Consider the following 17,029-nt stretch of genomic DNA (forward strand, 5'->3'; position numbering starts at 1 on the left):
AACTGATCAATACTTGGAGGTAACTATACGTAACAACTCATTACTTGACCGTAACCGTTCGCCGGGGTTTGACTGCTCACTCTGTACGGGCGGCACCGTTGCCGCCCGACCGGCCTCCGACCGACACGAGGACCCCCTTGAGCAGTGAGCTGCTGGCCCCTCTCGATCTGGCGTTCTGGCACCTCGAATCGGCGGAGCACCCCATGCACCTGGGTGCGCTCGCACACTTCGACCCGCGTCCCGGCACCGACGGCGGGCAGATCCTCGAACTCCTCGCCGAGCGCGCCGCGGCCATCCCGCGCCTGCGGATGTGCGTACGCGGCGTGTGGCTGCCCCTAGGCGGTGCGGCCTGGGTCGCCGACAAGGACTTCGACGTGCACCGCCACGTCCGCAGGGTCCGCCTGCCCTCGGGCGACTTCGAGACCGAAGCCGTCCGGGCGGCAGGGGAGTTGATGGAGCGTCCCCTTGAGCGGGGCCTGCCGCCCTGGCGGATGTACGTCCTGACCGGCGAGGACGACGGTGCCTTCGCGGTCCTGGTGAAGCTGCACCACGCGCTCGCCGACGGGATGCGCGCGGTCGCCATCGGCGCGGGCATCCTCGACCAGCTCGCCGCGCCGACGGCCCGGCGCCGGCGCCCCGTGCCGCCCCGCTCCTGGCTGCCGGGCCCGCACCAGGTCGCCGGATTCGCCCGCGACCGGGTCGGCGAGCTCACCCGGGCCGTGGGCATCGGCGCCTCGGTGATGCGGGCCAGCCGCCTCGAACTCGGCGCCGGCTCCCCGCTCGCCGCCGACTCCAGCGGCACCCGCCGCCTCGCCACGGCCGTGCTCGACCACGAGGACGTCCAGCGAATACGCAGGGCCGAGGGCGGCACCGCCAACGACGTACTCCTCGCCGTCGTGGCGGGCGGGCTGCGCCGCTGGCTCCTGGAGCGCGAATCGCGCATTCCCGGTGCCGAACCGCGCGCTCTGGTCCCCGTCTCGCGCCGGCGCCCGGGCGCCCCGCCCGGCTCCGGCAACAAGCTCTCCGCGTATCTGCTCGGCCTGCCGGTCGCCGAGCCCGACCCGCTGGCCCGGCTCGCCGCCGTGCGCGCCGCCATGGACCGCAACAAGGCCGCCGGGCCCGGTCGCGGAGCGGGCGCCGTCGCCCTGCTCGCCGATCAACTGCCGTCGCTCGCCCACCGGTTCGGGGCGCCGCTCGCCGGGAACGCGGCGCGCATCCTCTTCGACCTGCTCGTCACGAGCGTGCCGCTGCCCCGCTCCCAGCTCTCGCTCGGTGGCTGCCCGCTGCGCGCGATCCACCCGATGGCCCCGCTCGCCCGTGGCCAGTCCCTGGCGATCGCCATGTCCACGTACGGCGGCCGCGTCCACATCGGCCTGGTCGCCGACGGCAAGGCGGTGCCCGACCTGGACCTGCTCGCCGACTCCTTCGGGCAGGAGCTGGCGGACCTCCTCGGGGCGAGCGCGGCTCGCTGAGCCCGCGCGGCCGGTGCACCCTGGTACGTATGCCGGAACTGCCCGAAGTCGAGGCCCTGCGGGACTTCCTCTCCGACCACCTGGTCGGCCGGGAGATCGCGGGCGCCCTGCCCGTCGCGATCAGCGTCCTGAAGACGTACGACCCGCCGTACACCGCCCTGGCCGGGCGCACCGTCACCGGTGTCGCCCGGCACGGCAAGTTCCTCGACATCGACGCCGACGGGCTGCACCTGTGCGTGCACCTCGCCCGCGCGGGCTGGCTGCGCTGGTACGACACGCTCCCCACGGCCCCGCCGAAACCCGGCAAGGGCCCGCTCGCGCTGCGGGTGACGCTGGCCGGCGGAGCGGGCTTCGACCTCACCGAGGCCGGCACCCGCAAGAGCCTCGCCGCCTATCTCGTCCACGATCCTTGCGATGTCCCCGGCATCGCCCGGCTCGGCCCCGACCCGCTGGCCCCCGGCTTCGGCCGCGACGACCTCGCGGCCCTGCTCGCGGGCGAGCGCCGCCAACTGAAGGGCGCGCTGCGCGACCAGTGCCTCATCGCGGGCATCGGGAACGCGTACAGCGACGAAATCCTGCACGTGGCGAAGATGTCGCCCTTCAAGCCGGTCGCCCACCTCACCGAGGAGGAGATCACCGCGCTGTACGAGGCGATGCGCGCCACCCTGACGGAAGCCGTCGAGCGCTCGCACGGGCTCGCGGCGGGCCGTCTCAAGGCGGAGAAGAAGAGCGGGCTCCGCGTGCACGGCCGGACCGGGCAGCCCTGCCCGGTCTGCGGCGACACGGTCCGCGAGGTGTCGTTCGCCGACTCCTCCCTCCAGTACTGCGCGACCTGCCAGACGGGCGGCAGGATCCTCGCCGACCGGCGCCTGTCGAAGCTGCTCAAATAGACCCGTTTCACCGGGGCGTGATCGTCGCAAGTCGGGTCCCGTCGGCGGCCCGTACCTCGAACCGTGCGATGGCGTCCTGAGCCAGCGCCGCCGCGCCCCGCATGCGTACGGGCTGCCCGCCCCGGTCCGCCCAGGTCGCCACCGTCTGTTGCGAGCCGTCCCGGCCCACCGCGATCAGCGTGCACGAGACGGGCGCCGCGCCCGTGAGGCCGAGTTCCACGTCGGTGCCCCACTCCTTGGGCGCGGTCACCAGCGACGCCGTCACGCCGGGCGCGTGCGAGGCCACCTGCCAGCGCGGTGCCGCCGGTGCCAGGACGACGCCGATCCCGCCCACCACGAGGGCCCCGGCCGCGGCCACCAGGCCGATCCGCAGCGTGCGCCCGTGCCGGCGCCGCTTCGCCACCGCGCCCAGCATCCGGTGCAGCACCTCGGGCGAGACCGGACCGGCGGGCATCGCCCCGTCCTCGGCATACGCGGCGAGCAGCGCCGTCACACTTCCGAACTCGGTCAACGCCCGTCTGCACGGGGCGCATCCGACGAGATGCTCCTCGAAGCGGAAGGTGTCGGCGGCACCGAGCACGCCGAGGGCATAGGCCCCGACGTCCTCGTGGATCTGCGGCGAACTCATGCCGTCAGGTACGCAGAAACCGTCCCGAACACTCAAGACACACCGGCATCCCACGCCCAAGGGGCGTCCGATGGGCCGCGGCCCCGGTCACGGCCCGGCGGACACCACCTAGACTCCGGCCCCATGCTGCGCGTACTGGCGGTCGACGACGAAGCCCCCGCCCTCGAAGAACTCCTCTACCTGCTGCGCTCCGACCCCCGGATCCGCTCGGCCGAAGGCGCCACCGGCGCCACCGAGGCGCTGCGGCTGATAGGTGCCGCGCTCGAAGCGGAGGAGGACGGCGAGCAGGGCGTCGACGTGGTGTTCCTCGACATCCACATGGCCGGGCTCACCGGACTCGACATCGCCCGCCTGCTCGCCGGGTTCGCCCGCCCGCCACTGATCGTCTTCGTCACCGCCCACGAGGGCTTCGCCGTCCAGGCCTTCGACCTCAAGGCCGTCGACTACGTCCTCAAGCCGGTGCGCGCGGAGCGGCTCGCCGAAGCGGTCCGCCGGGTCGCCGAGCTCGTCGGCGACCGCGGCGCGAGCGTCCAGGAGCCCGACCAGATCCCCGTCGAACTGGGCGGCGTCACCCGCTTCCTGCCCGTCGCCGACATCGCGTACGCCGAGGCCCAGGGCGACTACGCCCGGCTGCACACCGCCCGCGGCAGCCACCTCGTACGGATCCCGCTGTCCACCCTGGAGGAGCGCTGGCGCAGCCGCGGCTTCGTCCGGATCCACCGCAGCCACCTCGTCGCGCTCGACCGGATCGACGAACTCCGCCTGGACGCCGGCAGCATGAGCGTGCGGGTCGGCGAAGCCGAGCTCCCCGTCAGCCGGCGCCACGCCCGCACGGTACGGGACCGCCTCCTGCGCCGCACCAGCCGCTGACCTGGCCTTCCCCGAGCGGTGATCAGCTGCGTACACTCCGCGCCATGTCACCGGAGCAGGCTGCGCGGCGCGAGACGGTCACGGGGGAGCCGAGAAGGGTCCGCCCGCTGCCGCGCCACCGCGCCCAGTCCGAGATCGACGAGCAGACCGCGCTCGGCGGCGCCTATGTGCGCTCCCTGATGCGCGGCCAACTCCGCGCCGCCCTCACCGGGTTCGCGGTGCTCGCCCTCACCGTCGCGACCCTGCCGCTCGCCTTCCGCGCCCTGGACGACGACGCCGTCACCTGGTGGGTGCTCGGCTTCGCCGTCTACGGGCCGCTGGGCCTCATCGCCTGCTGGTACGTGCGCACCGCCGAGCGCAACGAACGCGACTTCGCCCGCCTGGTCGCCGACCGGCCGACGGACAACCGCCCAACAGGTGTGTCCTCAGCACGGGTCGACCAGTCGGAAGACCGTCCGGCAGAACGCCGCCCCGCCCCGTGAGCCAGACGTACGCCGTGGTCGCCGTCACCGCCGTCGTGCTCGCCACCGTCCTCGTCGGCGGGTTCGGTCTGCGCATCTCGCGCACCACCTCCGACTTCTACGTCGCCTCGCGCACGGTCGGTCCCGGCCTCAACGCGGCCGCCATCAGCGGCGAATACCTCTCCGCCGCCTCCTTCCTCGGCATCGCGGGACTCGTCCTGGTCCAGGGCCCGGACATGCTCTGGTACCCGGTCGGCTACACCGCCGGATACCTCGTGCTGCTCCTTTTCGTCGCGGCCCCGCTGCGCCGCTCGGGCGCGTACACGCTGCCCGACTTCGCCGAGGGGCGGCTCGAATCGCGGGCCGTCCGGCGCCTGGTGAGCGTGTTCGTGGTCGGCGCGGGCTGGCTGTACCTGGTGCCCCAACTCCAGGGCGCAGGGCTGACGCTGAAGATCCTGACCGGCGCTCCGGGCTGGCTCGGGCCGGTCCTCGTCGCGGCCGTCGTGGTGCTCGCGGTCGCTGCCGGAGGCATGCGCTCCATCACCTTCGTGCAGGCCTTCCAGTACTGGCTGAAGCTGACCGCGCTGCTCATACCCGTGTTCTTCCTGGTCCTCGCCTGGCAGGGCGACGGCGCCCCGCGCCCCGTCTACGACGAACCGGCCGCCCTGCGCCACCAGCAGACCGTCCGCTTCGCCGACACCCTGACCCTGCGCCTCGCCGAACCCCTCCCGGTCCGGGCCAACGGCACCGTCGACGGCCGCCGCCACGACGGCGACGCGCTGACGCTCCCGCCGGGCGAGCACCGCGTCGAGGCCGGCACCCGGCTCGCGCTCGCCGAGACGACCCGCGTCCCCGGCACCGCCGCCCGCACCGGACACCCGCTGTACGCCACGTACGGGCTGATCGTGGCGACCTTCCTCGGCACCATGGGCCTGCCCCACGTCGTCGTCCGCTTCTACACGAGCCCGGGCGGCCGTGAGGCCCGGCGCGCGACCGTGGTCGTCCTCGCCCTGATCGGCGCGTTCTACCTGCTGCCGCCCGTCTACGGAGCGCTTGGCCGCCTGTACGCCCCCGAACTCGCCCTCACCGGCGACGCCGACGCGGCCGTGCTGCTCCTGCCCGAGCGGCTCGTCGGCGGCACCGGCGGCGATCTCCTCGGCGCGCTGGTGGCGGGCGGCGCGTTCGCCGCGTTCCTGTCCACGGCCTCCGGGCTCACCATGGCGGTCGCCGGAGTCCTCACCCAGGACGTGCTGCCCTCGCGCGGCGTACGCCACTTCCGGCTCGCCACCCCGCTCGCGATCTCCGTGCCGCTGATCGGCGCGCTGCTGGTGAGCGGGGTGCCGGTGGCCGACGCGGTGGGGATGGCGTTCGCGGTGTCGGCCTCCTCGTTCTGCCCGCTGCTCGTGCTCGGCATCTGGTGGCGGGGGCTGACCCCGCCGGGCGCGGCCGCCGGGCTGCTGCTCGGGGGCGGCTCGGCGCTGCTCGCCGTCGCCGCCACCGTCCTCGGGGCGGTCCCGCCCGGCCTGCCGCACGCGCTGCTCGCGTGGCCCGCGGTGTGGTCCGTGCCGGTCGGCTTCCTCGCCATGATCGGCGTTTCGCTGGCCACCCCCGGCCGCATTCCGGCGAGCACCAACGCCGCGATGACCCGCTTCCATCTGCCCGAGGCCCTGGCCCGCGAGGGAGGCGCACGCCGATGACGCCGGCCGCCCTGCTCTTCCTCGGCCCGCTGCTCGCCGCGGCCGGCTTCCTGCTCGGCCGGCGCGCCTCCCGGCAGGGGCGTACCAGCGATGTCGGAACCCCCGTCGAACACGCCACCTTCGAGACCCTCCACACCGCCTCGCTCGCCGCACCCCCGCTGCGGGCCGGGCTCACCAGGGAGGCGGCCCGCAAGTCGGCCCGCGGCCTCCGGTCGCTGCTCGGCACCGACGCGCTCTGCCTCACCGACCACGACACCATCCTGACCTGGGACGGGGCGGGGGAGCAGCACCACAGCGCCCACGTCATGGAGCAGGTGCGGACGTTGCTCGACACCGGCCGCGACACGGCGTTCGCGCTGTCCTGCGACGACCTGGACTGCCCGCTGCGCTGGGCGGTGGCCGTCCCGCTGACCGTGGACCACCGGGTGCTGGGCACCCTTGTCGCATACGCGCCCCGCGAGTCGGCGGTGCTCGCGCGCGCGGCGGGCGAGGTCGGCCGCTGGGTCTCCGTACAGCTGGAACTCGCCGAACTCGACCGCTCCCGCACCCGGCTGATCGAAGCCGAGATCAAGGCCCTGCGCGCCCAGATATCCCCGCACTTCATCTTCAACTCACTCGCGGCGATCGCCTCCTTCGTACGGACCGACCCGGAACGGGCGCGCGAACTCCTCCTGGAATTCGCCGACTTCACCCGCTATTCGTTCCGCCGGCACGGCGACTTCACCACGCTCGCCGACGAACTCCACTCCATCGACCAGTACTTGGCCCTGGTGCGGGCCCGCTTCGGCGACCGGCTCTCCGTCACCCTCCAGGTCGCGCCCGAGGTCCTGCCGGTCGCCCTGCCCTTCCTCTGCCTCCAGCCACTCGTCGAGAACGCGGTCAAGCACGGCATCGAGGGCGCCGTCATGGCAGGCCGCATCACCATCAGCGCCCTGGACGCGGGCAACGAGGCCGAGGTCGTCATCGAGGACGACGGCGCCGGCATGGACCCCGAGGAGCTGCGCCGCATCCTGCGCGGCGACGGAGACCCGTCCGGCGGCATCGGCCTGCTCAACGTCGACGAACGGCTGCGGCAGGTGTACGGGGACGCGTACGGCCTGGTCATCGAGACCGGCATCGGCGCGGGCATGAAGGTGACCGTCCGCATCCCCAAGTACCGTGCCGGAGTGCATAGTTGACGTTGAGGCAGAGGCAAGGGATCGCTTCAGAACAGATGGATCGCCAAGTGGCCGAGCGGCAGGCCGAGTTCCCAGGCCGGTGTCCACACCCGGGGCTCGTCCTCCTCGTCCGCGCGCGGGTCGACCCCGCCCGGCACCACCGCTTCCAGATCGGTCGCCAGGAGCTCGGTCTCCTCCAGCCACCGCCAGGCGGTCCGCGCCATCTCCAGGTCGGGCCCCTGCTCCTGGTCACCGGCGAGCCGGCGCAGCCGGGAACAGACCCAGCGCCGCCACGGCCGCCCGGCCGCGGTGAGCGAGCTCCACTCGTCGAGCCGGGCCACCACCCGGGCGCCGCCGACCGCCCCGTCGGACAGGAAGATCGTCAGGGCGAGGGCATTGCGCCCGGCCCGGAACTCCAGTGTCGTCGGCGGCATCAGATCGCCGGTACGCAGTAATTCATCCGCGATGTACTCGGCGTACATCCATGCCATCGGCACCACCAGCTCGCCACCACTGGTCCCGCTACTTCCCTCCGGACGCATCCTGTCTCGCCTCTTTCATCGACCGTCCCGGCGCTCCCGGGGAGCTCCAGGGAGCATTGAACCGGGGGCGCGTGCCCGCCGTGGCCAGAAGGGCAGGATCCGTCACAAGACACGAGGTGCTCATGCATGTGCGGCAACTGCTCGGCGCGTACGTACTCGGTGCCCTCGCGCCCGGCGAGGACCGCGCCGTCGCCGCGCACCTGCGCCGGTGCGCGGCGTGCCGCACCGCCTACTTGGAGGTCGCCGAGGCGCCTTCGCTGCTCGCCCTGCTCACCGAGGCGGACCTGGAACCCACCGAGGAGAGCCCTTCGGGGCCTGACGCAGAATAGCCGGGCAGTACCCGGGCCAGCGCACGCAGGGCGTAGTAGGAACGGGACTTGACGGTCCCGGGCGGCACACCGAGCACTTCGGCCGCTTCGGCCACGCTCAGTCCGCGGAAGTACAACTGCACCAGGACCGCGCGGTGTTGGGGTGTGAGCGACTTCACGGCCGCGCGGACGTCGAGCGCGGCTGTGCAGCGCTCGGTGTGGTCGCCGGGCTCCGCCGTCGCGAGCAGCACCTCGTCGCCGACCTCGGCCGGGCGGGCGAGCCGGCTGCGCCGCGCGTCGATCGCGAGGCGCCGCGCGACGGTGAACAGCCAGGGCCGCATCGAGCAGTACGGCGCCTCGAACGCCTCGGGGTGCTGCCAGGCGCGTACCAGCGTCTCCTGGAGGAGGTCCTCGGCACGCTGGCGGTCGCCGTAGGTCAGGCCGAGCAGAAAGTGCAGCAGCGCGGGGCCGTGCGCACGCTGCAGTTCGGCCAGATCCCGCTCATGGGCGTACCGTCGGCTGCCCCCGAGTGCCGTCGTCACCGTGCACTCTCCTTCCCTGGGTTCCGCCGGATTCCGTCGACCGCAGCCGTATCGGAGCGCATCCGGGCGGACCTGGACAGTCGTCGCGCCGCGCCGTGCGACAAGCGGTCGAACCGAGCGGTGAATGGTGCGGCGAGCGGTCCGCGCCACGGAGGGGGCCGGCCCCGGTGCGTCCGATTCAGCGGTCTTCGGTGTTATAAACGGCTTTTATCCTTGACTGGCCCGTTCTCGGGAGGTGGATTTCGGACAGACCACCGCACTCGATCAACGGAGCCCGATGCACCAGCCGACCCAGCGCGCGCGAGTGAGGGCGGCGGCCGCCGCGGCCCTCCTGCTCGCGGCCACAGCAGGATGCAGCAGCGGGCACCGGCCGCCGCACGCTCAGAACGCCCAGCGCTCCCCGGCCTCCGGAGCCGCCCGTGTGCAGCACCCCTTCACGCTGGTCGCCACCGGCGACGTACTGCCGCACGACTCGACCATCGAGCGCGCCAACTCCGATGCGGGCGGCGGGGGTTACGACTTCCGGCCGATGCTCGCCGGGGTCAGGCGGATCGTCTCCCGGGCCGATCTGGCGATCTGTCACATGGAGACCGTGTACGGCGCCGACGAGGGCCCCTTCACCGGATACCCGGCCTTCACGTCGCCGCCGCAGGTGGCCGCCGCGCTGAAGGACACCGGGTACGACTCCTGCTCGACGGCCTCGAACCACACCCTGGACGACGGCGCCGACGGCATCGCCCGCACTCTGAAGGCCTTCGACAAGGCCGGGCTCAAGCACACCGGGTCGGGCCGCACCGCGAGCGAGTCGGCGGCGCCGGCGCGGCTTTCGGCGGGCGGCGCCAGGGTCGCGCAGCTCGCGTACACCTACGACACCAACGGCTATCCCCTGCCGGACGGCCAGCCGTGGGCGGTCCACCTCATCGACCAGCAGAAGATCATCGCGGATGCCCGGGCGGCCCGGGCATCCGGCGCGGACATCGTCGTCGTCAGCCTCCACTGGGGCACCGAGTGGCAGACCGAGCCCGACGAACTGCAGCTCACCCTCGGCAGGGCGCTCACCGCGTCCAAGACGGGCGGCCGCCCCGACATCGACCTGATCCTCGGCACCCACGCCCACATCCCGCAGGCTTACGAGAAGGTCAACGGGACCTGGATCGTCTACGGCGAGGGCGACCAGATCGCGGGTGAGATGTTCAACGAGACAGGTGCGCGCGATCACCGCGGCAACATGAGCTCGATCGCCCGCTTCACCTTCGCGCCGCCGGTCCGGCGCGGGGACCGCTGGCGGGTCACCAAGGCGGAGTTCATTCCGCAGTGGATCGACGTGGAGCGCGGCCGCGTGATGAGCCTGCCCGACGCGCTCACGAAGTCACCCGGTCGCGAGGACTACGCCGAGGCCCTGGACCACATCCGCCGGGCGGTACTCGGCCGCGGCGCCGCGAAGGACGGCCTGACGATGTCCCGCTAGCGGAGGCGTGGGACGCCTACGGGACCACCGTGACCGGCCAGCGGCCCGCCTTCACCAGGCGGACGGCCACCGAGCCGATGATGCGGTGGCCCGCCGACTCGGACGCGCCGACGACGACCGCGTCCGCCGTGAGCTCGTCGGCCGCGGTCACCAGTCCGGAGTACGGGTCGCCGCGGAAGGTGTGGAACTCCCAGCGGACGTCCCAGATGCCCCGGACCCGCTCGGCCGCCGCCCTGATCTCGGCGACCAGGCCCTCGGCGATCTCCCCGGTGGTGTCGGCCACGGGCGCGCCGAGGGCGGCGCCCGCCGACATCACGGGCTGGACGTACACGAGGGCGAGCAGCGCGTTCTGCCGCCGGGCCAGGCCGCTGGCGTAGGCCGCGGCCCGGAGCGAGGAGTCCGAGCCGTCGACGCCGGCGACGATCACCTTCGGACCGTCGGTACCGCGTTCGAATCGCTGGGACTCGGGGTGGGACTGGGGCTGCTGCTCTGTCACTGTTCGAGGCTATCCGGCCGGGTGGGGCTTCCGACAGGCGGCCCGGCCCCGGTCTCCCTAGAGTGCTGAGCATGACTGTCAGCGAGGCGGCGCCGATACCGTCCCGGACCGGCTTTCTGGGGCGGGTGCCCGAAGCGTTCGCGATGTTCTTCGGCATGCTCGGCCTCTTCTGCGGCCTCATCTCGCTCATACCGCCCCTGCGCCGCCTGCTCTACCCGATCGTCTGGTTCCTCGACCGGGTCAGCGTGCCGGTCAGCGCCAACCTGGCGTACGCCGTCTTCCTGCTGCTGCTCGCGGCCGCGATCGGCGCCCGCAAGAAGGTCGCCTGGTGGCTGGTCGTCATCTATCTGGGGCTGCTTTTCCTGCTGGACGTCCTGCTGATCGTCGTCGCCGAGTGGATGTGGATCCCCAACGGGGTGTTCTGTGCCGCGGCGCTGGTGGTGCTGATCCTGGCCCGCAAGCAGTTCTACGCCGAGACCAGGCGGGGCGCGTTCCGCCGGGCGGTGGGGGTGCTGTGCCTCGGGCTCGCGGCGGGCGTCCTCGTCGGCTGGGGCCTGGTCGAGCTGTTCCCCGACACCTTGCCGCGCGGCCAGCGCCTGCTGTGGGCCACCAACCGCGTCTTCGGCGGCCTCGTCTCCAACGGCCAGTTCGACGGGCGGCCGCCGCGGCCCCTGTACTTCTTCCTCGGCCTGTTCGGCGCCATCGCGCTGCTGGCCGCCGCCTCCACGCTCTTCCGCTCGCAGCGGATGGAGGCCGCGCTGCACGGCGACGAGGAGCCCCGCATCCGGGCGCTGCTCGGCGCGTACGGCCGCCAGGACTCGCTCGGCTACTTCGCCACCCGCCGCGACAAGGCCGTGGTGTTCTCGCCCAACGGCAAGGCAGCCGTCACCTACCGCGTCGAGGCGGGCGTCGCGCTCGCCAGCGGCGACCCGGTCGGCGACGCCGGAGCCTGGGGCCCCGCCATCGACGCCTGGCTCGACATCGCGCGGCAGTACGCCTGGGCGCCCGCCGTGATGGGCGCCTCAGAGGAGGGCGCCACCGTCTACGCCCGGCACGGCCTCGGCGCCATCCAGCTCGGCGACGAGGCGATCCTGCACGTCGCCAGGTTCGACCTCGACGGCCGCGACATGCGGGTCACCCGCCAGGCCGTCCACCGGGTCGCGCGCACCGGCGCCACCACCCGGATCCGCCGCCACTCGGCGCTCACCGACGAGGAGATGCAGCAGATCATCGACCGGGCCGACGCCTGGCGCGACACCGAGACCGAGCGCGGCTTCTCGATGGCGCTCGACCGGCTGGGCGACCCGGCCGACGGCGACTGCCTCCTGGTCGAGGCATTCGACGCCGACGAGAAACTGATCGCGCTGCTGTCCTTCGTGCCCTGGGGCCCGGACGGCATCTCGCTCGACCTGATGCGCCGCGACCGCAGCGCGCCCAACGGCGTGATGGAGTTCATGGTCGCCCAACTGTGCGCCGCCGTACCGAAGCTGGGGGTCCGCAGGATCTCGCTGAACTTCGCGGTGTTCCGCTCGGCCTTCGAGGAGGGCGCCCGCATCGGCGCCGGTCCGGTGCTGCGGCTGTGGCGCAGACTCCTGCTGTTCTTCTCCAAGTGGTGGCAGCTGGAGGCCCTCTACCGCTCCAACGTGAAGTACCAGCCGCAGTGGTACCCCCGCTTCCTCTGCTACGGCGACGCCGGCTCGCTCGCCCGGGTCGGCCTCGCGTCCGGCATCGCCGAGGGCTTCGTCTCCGTCCCGAGCCTGCGCAAGCTCTGGGGCAAGGGCCGGCAGCCCAAGGGCGTCACCAAGCCCGTCACCACCGCGGGGCTGCCCTCCATCGAGGCGCTCGGCCTCGCCGGGCCCGGCGCCATCGAAGTGACGGAGCGTCAACTCCCGGAGCAGGTACGGGTTCGCCACCGCAAGCTGGACCGGCTGCGCGCGGACGGCACCGAGCCCTACCCCGTCGCCATCGCGGCACGCACCCACACGCTGGCCAGGCTCAGGGCCGCGGGCGAGGGCACGAGCGCCACCGTGGCCGGCCGGGTCATGGCCGTACGCGACTTCGGCGGTGTCGTCTTCGCCGTCCTGCGCGACTGGTCGGGCGACCTCCAGCTGGTCCTCACCCGCGAAGGCGTGGGCGAGGCGGTCCTCGGCCGGTTCACCCACGACGTCGACCTCGGCGACCACATCACCGCCTCCGGCACGACCGCCGCCAGCGACAAGGGCGAGTTCTCGCTGTTCGCCACCGCCTGGCAGATGACCGCCAAGTGCCTGCGCCCGCTGCCCGACAAACGGCGCGGCCTCGCCGACCCCGAGGCCCGGGTGCGCCGCCGCTATCTGGACCTCGTGGCGAGCCCCGAGGCCCGCGAGGTCGTACGGGCCCGCTCCACCGCCGTCCAGGCGCTGCGCCAGGGCCTCCTGGACCGCGGCTACCTGGAGGTCGAGACGCCGATGCTCCAGCAGATCCACGGCGGCGCCAACGCCCGCCCCTTCACCACCCACATCAACGCCTACGACCTCGACCTGTATCTGCGCATCGCCCCCGAGCTGTACCTGAAGCGGCTCTGCGTCGGCGGCGTCGAGAAGGTCTTCGAGATGGGCCGCACCTTCCGCAACGAGGGCGTCTCCTACAAGCACAACCCCGAGTTCACGATGCTGGAGGCCTATCAGGCGTACGCCGACTACGACGTCATGCTCGACCTGACCCGCGAGCTGATCCAGGGCGCCGCCACCGCCGCCTTCGGCTCCCCGGTCGCCCGCAAGGCAGGCCCGGACGGCACCGTCGTCGAGTACGACATCTCCGGGCCCTGGCCGGTCAAGACGCTGTACGGGGCGGTGTCCGAGGCGCTGGGTGAGGAGATCGGCGCGGACACGGAGGAATCGAGGCTGCGCCGGCTCTGCGACCGCGCAGGGGTCCCGCACGCTCCGGACAGCACGCGCGGCGACGTCGTCCTCGAAATGTACGAGCGGCTCGTCGAGGAGAAGACGCAGCTGCCCACCTTCTACAAGGACTTCCCGACCGAGGTCTCCCCGCTGACCCGCCAGCACCGCACCGATGCGAGGCTCGCCGAACGCTGGGACCTGGTCGCCTTCGGGACGGAACTGGGCACCGCCTACTCGGAGTTGACCGACCCCATCGAGCAGCGCCGCAGGCTCACCGCGCAGTCGCTGCTCGCGGCGGGCGGCGACCCGGAGGCGATGGAGATCGACGAGGACTTCCTCGACGCCCTCGAATACGCCATGCCGCCCACCGGCGGGCTCGGCATCGGCGTGGACCGGCTCGTCATGTTCCTCACCGGCCTCACCATCCGCGAGACCCTGCCCTTCCCGCTGGTCCGCCGTACCTGAGAGCACCGGCGGCCGATGGCGCCGGGTGACTCCATTCGTGCTGGTGTCATCCAGGTGTTGACGTTTCGTCGGCCTCGCGGCGACCCCGCACGCCTAATCTTCCGCCATGACGAACAAAAGCCGTATGTCATGAAAAGGGATCAGATGCTCCCCAGTCGGCGGACCCTGCTGCGCGTCACCGCCTGCCTCGGAGCCGCCGCCGCGGTACGCATGCTGATCGCCGAGGACACCGCCGGCCCCGCGCCCGCGCCCCGGCCGGCGCCCGCGGCGGGACCCCAGGCCGCCGTACCGCGGCTGGGTTCCAGCGGGTACCGCCTGGAACCCATGACCGCCGACGCTCCGCCGCGCTACCACACGGCGCTGCCGCCGGTGCGGACCAAGCCGTTCCTCAGCATGCCCGAGCTGGGGGAGCACTCGATGGTGCTGACCTTCGACGACGGTCCCGACCCGCGGTACACCCCGGGCATCCTCAAGACCCTGCGCGAACACGACGTGCGCGCCGTGTTCTTCCTCTGCGGCGAGATGGCCACCGACAACCGGGACCTGCTGCGCGAGATGCGGGACGACGGGCACGTCGTCGGCAACCACACCTGGACGCACCCCCAGCTCAACAAGACGGCCCCCGCCCTGATCCGCTCCGAGATCGGCCGCACCAGCGAGGTCATCGAGCAGACCCTGGGCGAGCCGCCCCAGTGGTTCCGGGCCCCGTACGGTGCCTGGAACCGCAACGTGTTCGAGATCCAGGCCGAGATGGGCATGGAGCCGCTCGCCTGGACCGTCGACACCCTCGACTGGACCACGCCGGGCACCGCCACCATCATCCGCCGCGTCCTGGACGGAGCCGCGCCGGGCGTCGTGGTCCTCTCGCACGACGCGGGCGGCGACCGCTCGCAGAGCGTCGCCGCCCTGCGCACCTATCTGCCGGAACTCCTCGCGCAGGGCTACGAGTTGAAGGTTCCGCCGCGCCGCAGATGAGCAGCGGGAACGTTACTTCGTGGCGACGAGCCGGGCGAAGACCACGACGTTCGAGTTGTAGCCGTGGCTCTTGGAGAAGCCGCCCCCGCAGGTGATCACCCTCAGCTCCGGGTGCCCGGTGTCGCCGTACACCCGGGTGCCCGGGAAGGCGTTCTTGTCGTACACCTCGATGCCGTACACCTCGAAGACCGCGACGCGCCCGTCGAAGCGGTCCACCTCGATGTGGTTGCCCTTCTCCAGCGAGCCGAGGCCGTAGAAGACCGCGGGGCCCGTCGCGTTGTCGACGTGGCCCACCACCACGGCCGTGCCGCGCATGCCGGGGGCCACGCCGTTCTGGTACCAGCCCGCCAGGTTCGGGTCCTGCGGCGGGGGAGCCTTCACCCAGCCCTGGGTGTCCGTGCCCACGTCCATGATGGGCGCGTCCACCTTGATCTCCCCGATCCGGATCCGGGAGGCGGGCGCGAAGGACAGCGGCTGGACCGGGGCCGCCGGACGTGAGGAGGAGGCGTTCGCCGCCCGGCCGTTCAGCGCGGCCGCAGCGGCCGGCTGCGGCGGACCCATCGTGACATCGGCACCGTTGCGCATCAGCGCCAGACCGGTGAGCATCACCAGGGCCAGGGCTCCCCACGGGGAGCGCCTGCGACGCTCCACGCCGCTCTCATAGTGCGCCATGTCTCTCCGTATCCCCTTCGCCGTCCACCCTCAGAGCGCCTTCCGAGCACCGTAAGGGCGCGGCGTCAACTCGGCGATCGGACGGGGGCGAACGGGTGGCGGCCGTACGCGCCTGACCCATCCGGGTAACGCGGTGGCAAAACCGATCTGACGGTCTGTGACCTGCAGGTCCGTCAGATTCCGCGCCCATCCGGGGGACGCGGCGGTTCACCAGGGTGGATCAGTGCCGAAATGCGGCTTGTATGAGTGGCAGTGAGGGTTCGTCATGGGAGGCGTACTCGTCGATCATCCCGGAGCACCGCTTTGGGGCGTCCTCCCATGGAGGTTCAACGATGCGTGCTTCACGCGCTCTCGCGGTGGTGCTGGCCACCGGCGCCGCGATCGGGCTCGCCGCCCCGATGGCCGCCGCGACCAATGGCCCCGTCGACGTCGACGTCAGCCCCTCGGACGTCCACCAGGGGGCCACCCTGAGGGTCACTGCCCGGGGCTGCGGCCACGGCGGCAGAGTCACGTCCAACGCCTTCTCGGAGGTCCATCTCTCCGCGGGCGACGGCACCAACTTCGCCACCGTCAGGGTCCACGACCACGCCACCCCCGGTAACTACAACCTGGCGGTGAAGTGCAACGACAACGACCGCGTCGCCACCCGCAGCTTCACCGTCCTGGAGGGCCGGGGCGCGGACGGCGGGCTCGGCGCCACGGCGGGCCCGAGCGACACCGAGATGGCGGTCGGTGTCTCCCTCGTCGGTTCGGCCGCGATCGGCGGCGCGCTGTTCGTCGCCCGCCGCCGGCGCCAGGACGTGCGGGTCTGACCGGACGAACCTCCCCGGAACGACCCAACGGCCGGTCGCCCCCGAGTCCCGGCCAGGACTCGGGGGCGACGGGTGCCTTGCGTGGCTAGTGCCGGCGGTCGAGCCAGCGCCGGCGCAGGAAGTAGACGAAGCCGACTGCCGACGTCGCGATCAGCGTGGTGCCGACCGTCATCTCCGCGGGGCTCAGGCCGTCCTTCACGCTGCCGCCGAGGCCGCCGCGGACGCCGAGCGGGGCGGTGGCGCTGGGCTGGACGGTGGGGCGCACGGTGGAGCTGGTGGTCGGGGTGGCGGCGCCCGCGATCGTCAACTGGGCGGTGCCCCGCGCGTTGTTGCAGGTGAACGTCACGGTGTAGGCGGCGCCGCGTTTGGCGGTCGAGTCGACCGTCGCGTTGCGCGAACTCTCCGGGGGGATCGTGACGGTGTCGAAGACCCCGGAGGACACCGTGGCATTGGCGGGGCAGTTCGTGACGTTCAGCGTGACCTGGCCCCCGGGCACGATCACCGAGGGCGTCACGCTGAAGCCGAACGGCGGGATGTTGGTCGCGTTGGAGCTTCCATCGGCCGCCGTGGCGGCGGTCGGCATGCTGAGGGAGAGGGCGGCGGCGCCGAGCAGAGCGGTGGATGCGATGCGTATCGCGCCCATGGTCGATCCTCCGGTCCCCGAGGAGCAGCTGCGGAACCGATTCCACATATGG

16 protein-coding genes and 1 pseudogene are annotated in these 17,029 nt (G+C 72.5%); 11 read left to right on the forward strand and 6 right to left on the reverse strand.

Annotated features, from left to right (window positions below):
* Nucleotides 1-137: 137 nt before the first annotated feature.
* A complete protein-coding gene (locus ABD346_RS30165; protein ID WP_344379200.1) occupies nucleotides 138-1,472 on the forward strand; it encodes a wax ester/triacylglycerol synthase family O-acyltransferase in 1,335 nt (444 codons plus the stop codon).
* 29 nt (nucleotides 1,473-1,501) lie between these two features.
* On the forward strand, nucleotides 1,502-2,362 hold the full coding sequence (locus tag ABD346_RS30170) for an Fpg/Nei family DNA glycosylase (RefSeq protein ID WP_344379201.1): 861 nt from the start codon (nucleotides 1,502-1,504) through the stop codon (nucleotides 2,360-2,362).
* A 7-nt stretch (nucleotides 2,363-2,369) separates the two neighbouring features.
* Here ABD346_RS30170 and ABD346_RS30175 read toward each other — a convergent pair whose 3' ends face one another.
* Entirely contained in the window at nucleotides 2,370-2,990 is a 621-nt protein-coding gene (locus ABD346_RS30175) for an anti-sigma factor family protein (RefSeq protein WP_344379202.1), read from the reverse strand.
* 123 nt (nucleotides 2,991-3,113) lie between these two features.
* On the opposite strand from ABD346_RS30175, the gene ABD346_RS30180 reads away from it, so the two are divergent.
* The 4 genes and pseudogenes from ABD346_RS30180 to ABD346_RS30195 all read left to right on the forward strand — a co-directional run bounded on the left by ABD346_RS30180 (nucleotide 3,114) and on the right by ABD346_RS30195 (nucleotide 7,196).
* Entirely contained in the window at nucleotides 3,114-3,860 is a 747-nt protein-coding gene (locus tag ABD346_RS30180) for a LytR/AlgR family response regulator transcription factor (RefSeq protein WP_344379203.1), read from the forward strand.
* Nucleotides 3,861-3,904: 44 nt separating this feature from the next.
* Nucleotides 3,905-4,258: pseudogene (locus ABD346_RS30185) on the forward strand (hypothetical protein); the annotation flags it as partial.
* Nucleotides 4,259-4,338: 80 nt separating this feature from the next.
* The gene (locus tag ABD346_RS30190; RefSeq protein WP_344379204.1) at nucleotides 4,339-6,018 is read left to right on the forward strand and encodes a sodium/solute symporter; all 1,680 of its coding nucleotides are present in this window, start codon (nucleotides 4,339-4,341) and stop codon (nucleotides 6,016-6,018) included.
* Complete coding sequence (locus ABD346_RS30195) at nucleotides 6,015-7,196, forward strand: sensor histidine kinase (protein WP_344379205.1); 1,182 nt, start codon at nucleotides 6,015-6,017, stop codon at nucleotides 7,194-7,196. The genes ABD346_RS30190 and ABD346_RS30195 overlap by 4 nt, the downstream gene beginning before the upstream one ends.
* 26 nt (nucleotides 7,197-7,222) lie before the next feature.
* On the opposite strand, the gene ABD346_RS30200 is transcribed toward ABD346_RS30195, so the two are convergent.
* Entirely contained in the window at nucleotides 7,223-7,717 is a 495-nt protein-coding gene (locus tag ABD346_RS30200) for a hypothetical protein (protein WP_344379207.1), read from the reverse strand.
* Nucleotides 7,718-7,839: 122 nt separating this feature from the next.
* Here ABD346_RS30200 and ABD346_RS30205 point away from each other — a divergent pair, with 122 nt between their 5' ends.
* On the forward strand, nucleotides 7,840-8,046 hold the full coding sequence (locus tag ABD346_RS30205) for a zf-HC2 domain-containing protein (RefSeq protein ID WP_344379208.1): 207 nt from the start codon (nucleotides 7,840-7,842) through the stop codon (nucleotides 8,044-8,046).
* On the opposite strand, the gene ABD346_RS30210 is transcribed toward ABD346_RS30205, so the two are convergent.
* The gene (locus tag ABD346_RS30210; RefSeq protein ID WP_344379209.1) at nucleotides 7,947-8,567 is read right to left on the reverse strand and encodes a sigma-70 family RNA polymerase sigma factor; all 621 of its coding nucleotides are present in this window, start codon (nucleotides 8,565-8,567) and stop codon (nucleotides 7,947-7,949) included. The genes ABD346_RS30205 and ABD346_RS30210 overlap by 100 nt on opposite strands.
* A 277-nt stretch (nucleotides 8,568-8,844) precedes the next feature.
* Here ABD346_RS30210 and ABD346_RS30215 point away from each other — a divergent pair, with 277 nt between their 5' ends.
* Nucleotides 8,845-10,035, forward strand: coding sequence for a CapA family protein (locus ABD346_RS30215; protein ID WP_344379210.1), 1,191 nt, complete (start codon nucleotides 8,845-8,847; stop codon nucleotides 10,033-10,035).
* A 16-nt stretch (nucleotides 10,036-10,051) separates the two neighbouring features.
* Here the strand turns inward: ABD346_RS30215 and ABD346_RS30220 are convergent, their stop codons facing one another.
* Complete coding sequence (locus ABD346_RS30220; protein WP_344379211.1) at nucleotides 10,052-10,531, reverse strand: universal stress protein; 480 nt, start codon at nucleotides 10,529-10,531, stop codon at nucleotides 10,052-10,054.
* 71 nt (nucleotides 10,532-10,602) lie between these two features.
* Here ABD346_RS30220 and lysX point away from each other — a divergent pair, with 71 nt between their 5' ends.
* Entirely contained in the window at nucleotides 10,603-13,875 is a 3,273-nt protein-coding gene (gene lysX / locus ABD346_RS30225) for a bifunctional lysylphosphatidylglycerol synthetase/lysine--tRNA ligase LysX (protein WP_344379212.1), read from the forward strand.
* Between the two features lie 129 nt (nucleotides 13,876-14,004).
* Nucleotides 14,005-14,850, forward strand: a complete 846-nt coding sequence (locus ABD346_RS30230) for a polysaccharide deacetylase family protein (protein ID WP_344379213.1) — start codon at nucleotides 14,005-14,007, stop codon at nucleotides 14,848-14,850.
* A gap of 12 nt (nucleotides 14,851-14,862) precedes the next feature.
* On the opposite strand, the gene ABD346_RS30235 is transcribed toward ABD346_RS30230, so the two are convergent.
* Nucleotides 14,863-15,522 (reverse strand): class F sortase, encoded by a 660-nt coding sequence (locus ABD346_RS30235; RefSeq protein WP_344379214.1) that lies wholly within the window; start codon nucleotides 15,520-15,522, stop codon nucleotides 14,863-14,865.
* Nucleotides 15,523-15,854: 332 nt separating this feature from the next.
* Between ABD346_RS30235 and ABD346_RS30240 the strand changes: the two genes are divergently transcribed.
* Nucleotides 15,855-16,334 (forward strand): hypothetical protein, encoded by a 480-nt coding sequence (locus ABD346_RS30240; protein WP_344379215.1) that lies wholly within the window; start codon nucleotides 15,855-15,857, stop codon nucleotides 16,332-16,334.
* A gap of 85 nt (nucleotides 16,335-16,419) precedes the next feature.
* Here the strand turns inward: ABD346_RS30240 and ABD346_RS30245 are convergent, their stop codons facing one another.
* Nucleotides 16,420-16,977 carry a hypothetical protein gene (locus ABD346_RS30245; protein ID WP_344379217.1) on the reverse strand — a complete coding sequence of 186 codons (558 nt, stop codon included), beginning with the start codon at nucleotides 16,975-16,977 and terminating at the stop codon, nucleotides 16,420-16,422.
* Nucleotides 16,978-17,029 lie beyond the last annotated feature (52 nt).

This window comes from Streptomyces mauvecolor, from assembly GCF_039532965.1.
Taxonomy (GTDB): Bacteria; Actinomycetota; Actinomycetes; order Streptomycetales; family Streptomycetaceae; genus Streptomyces; species Streptomyces violascens.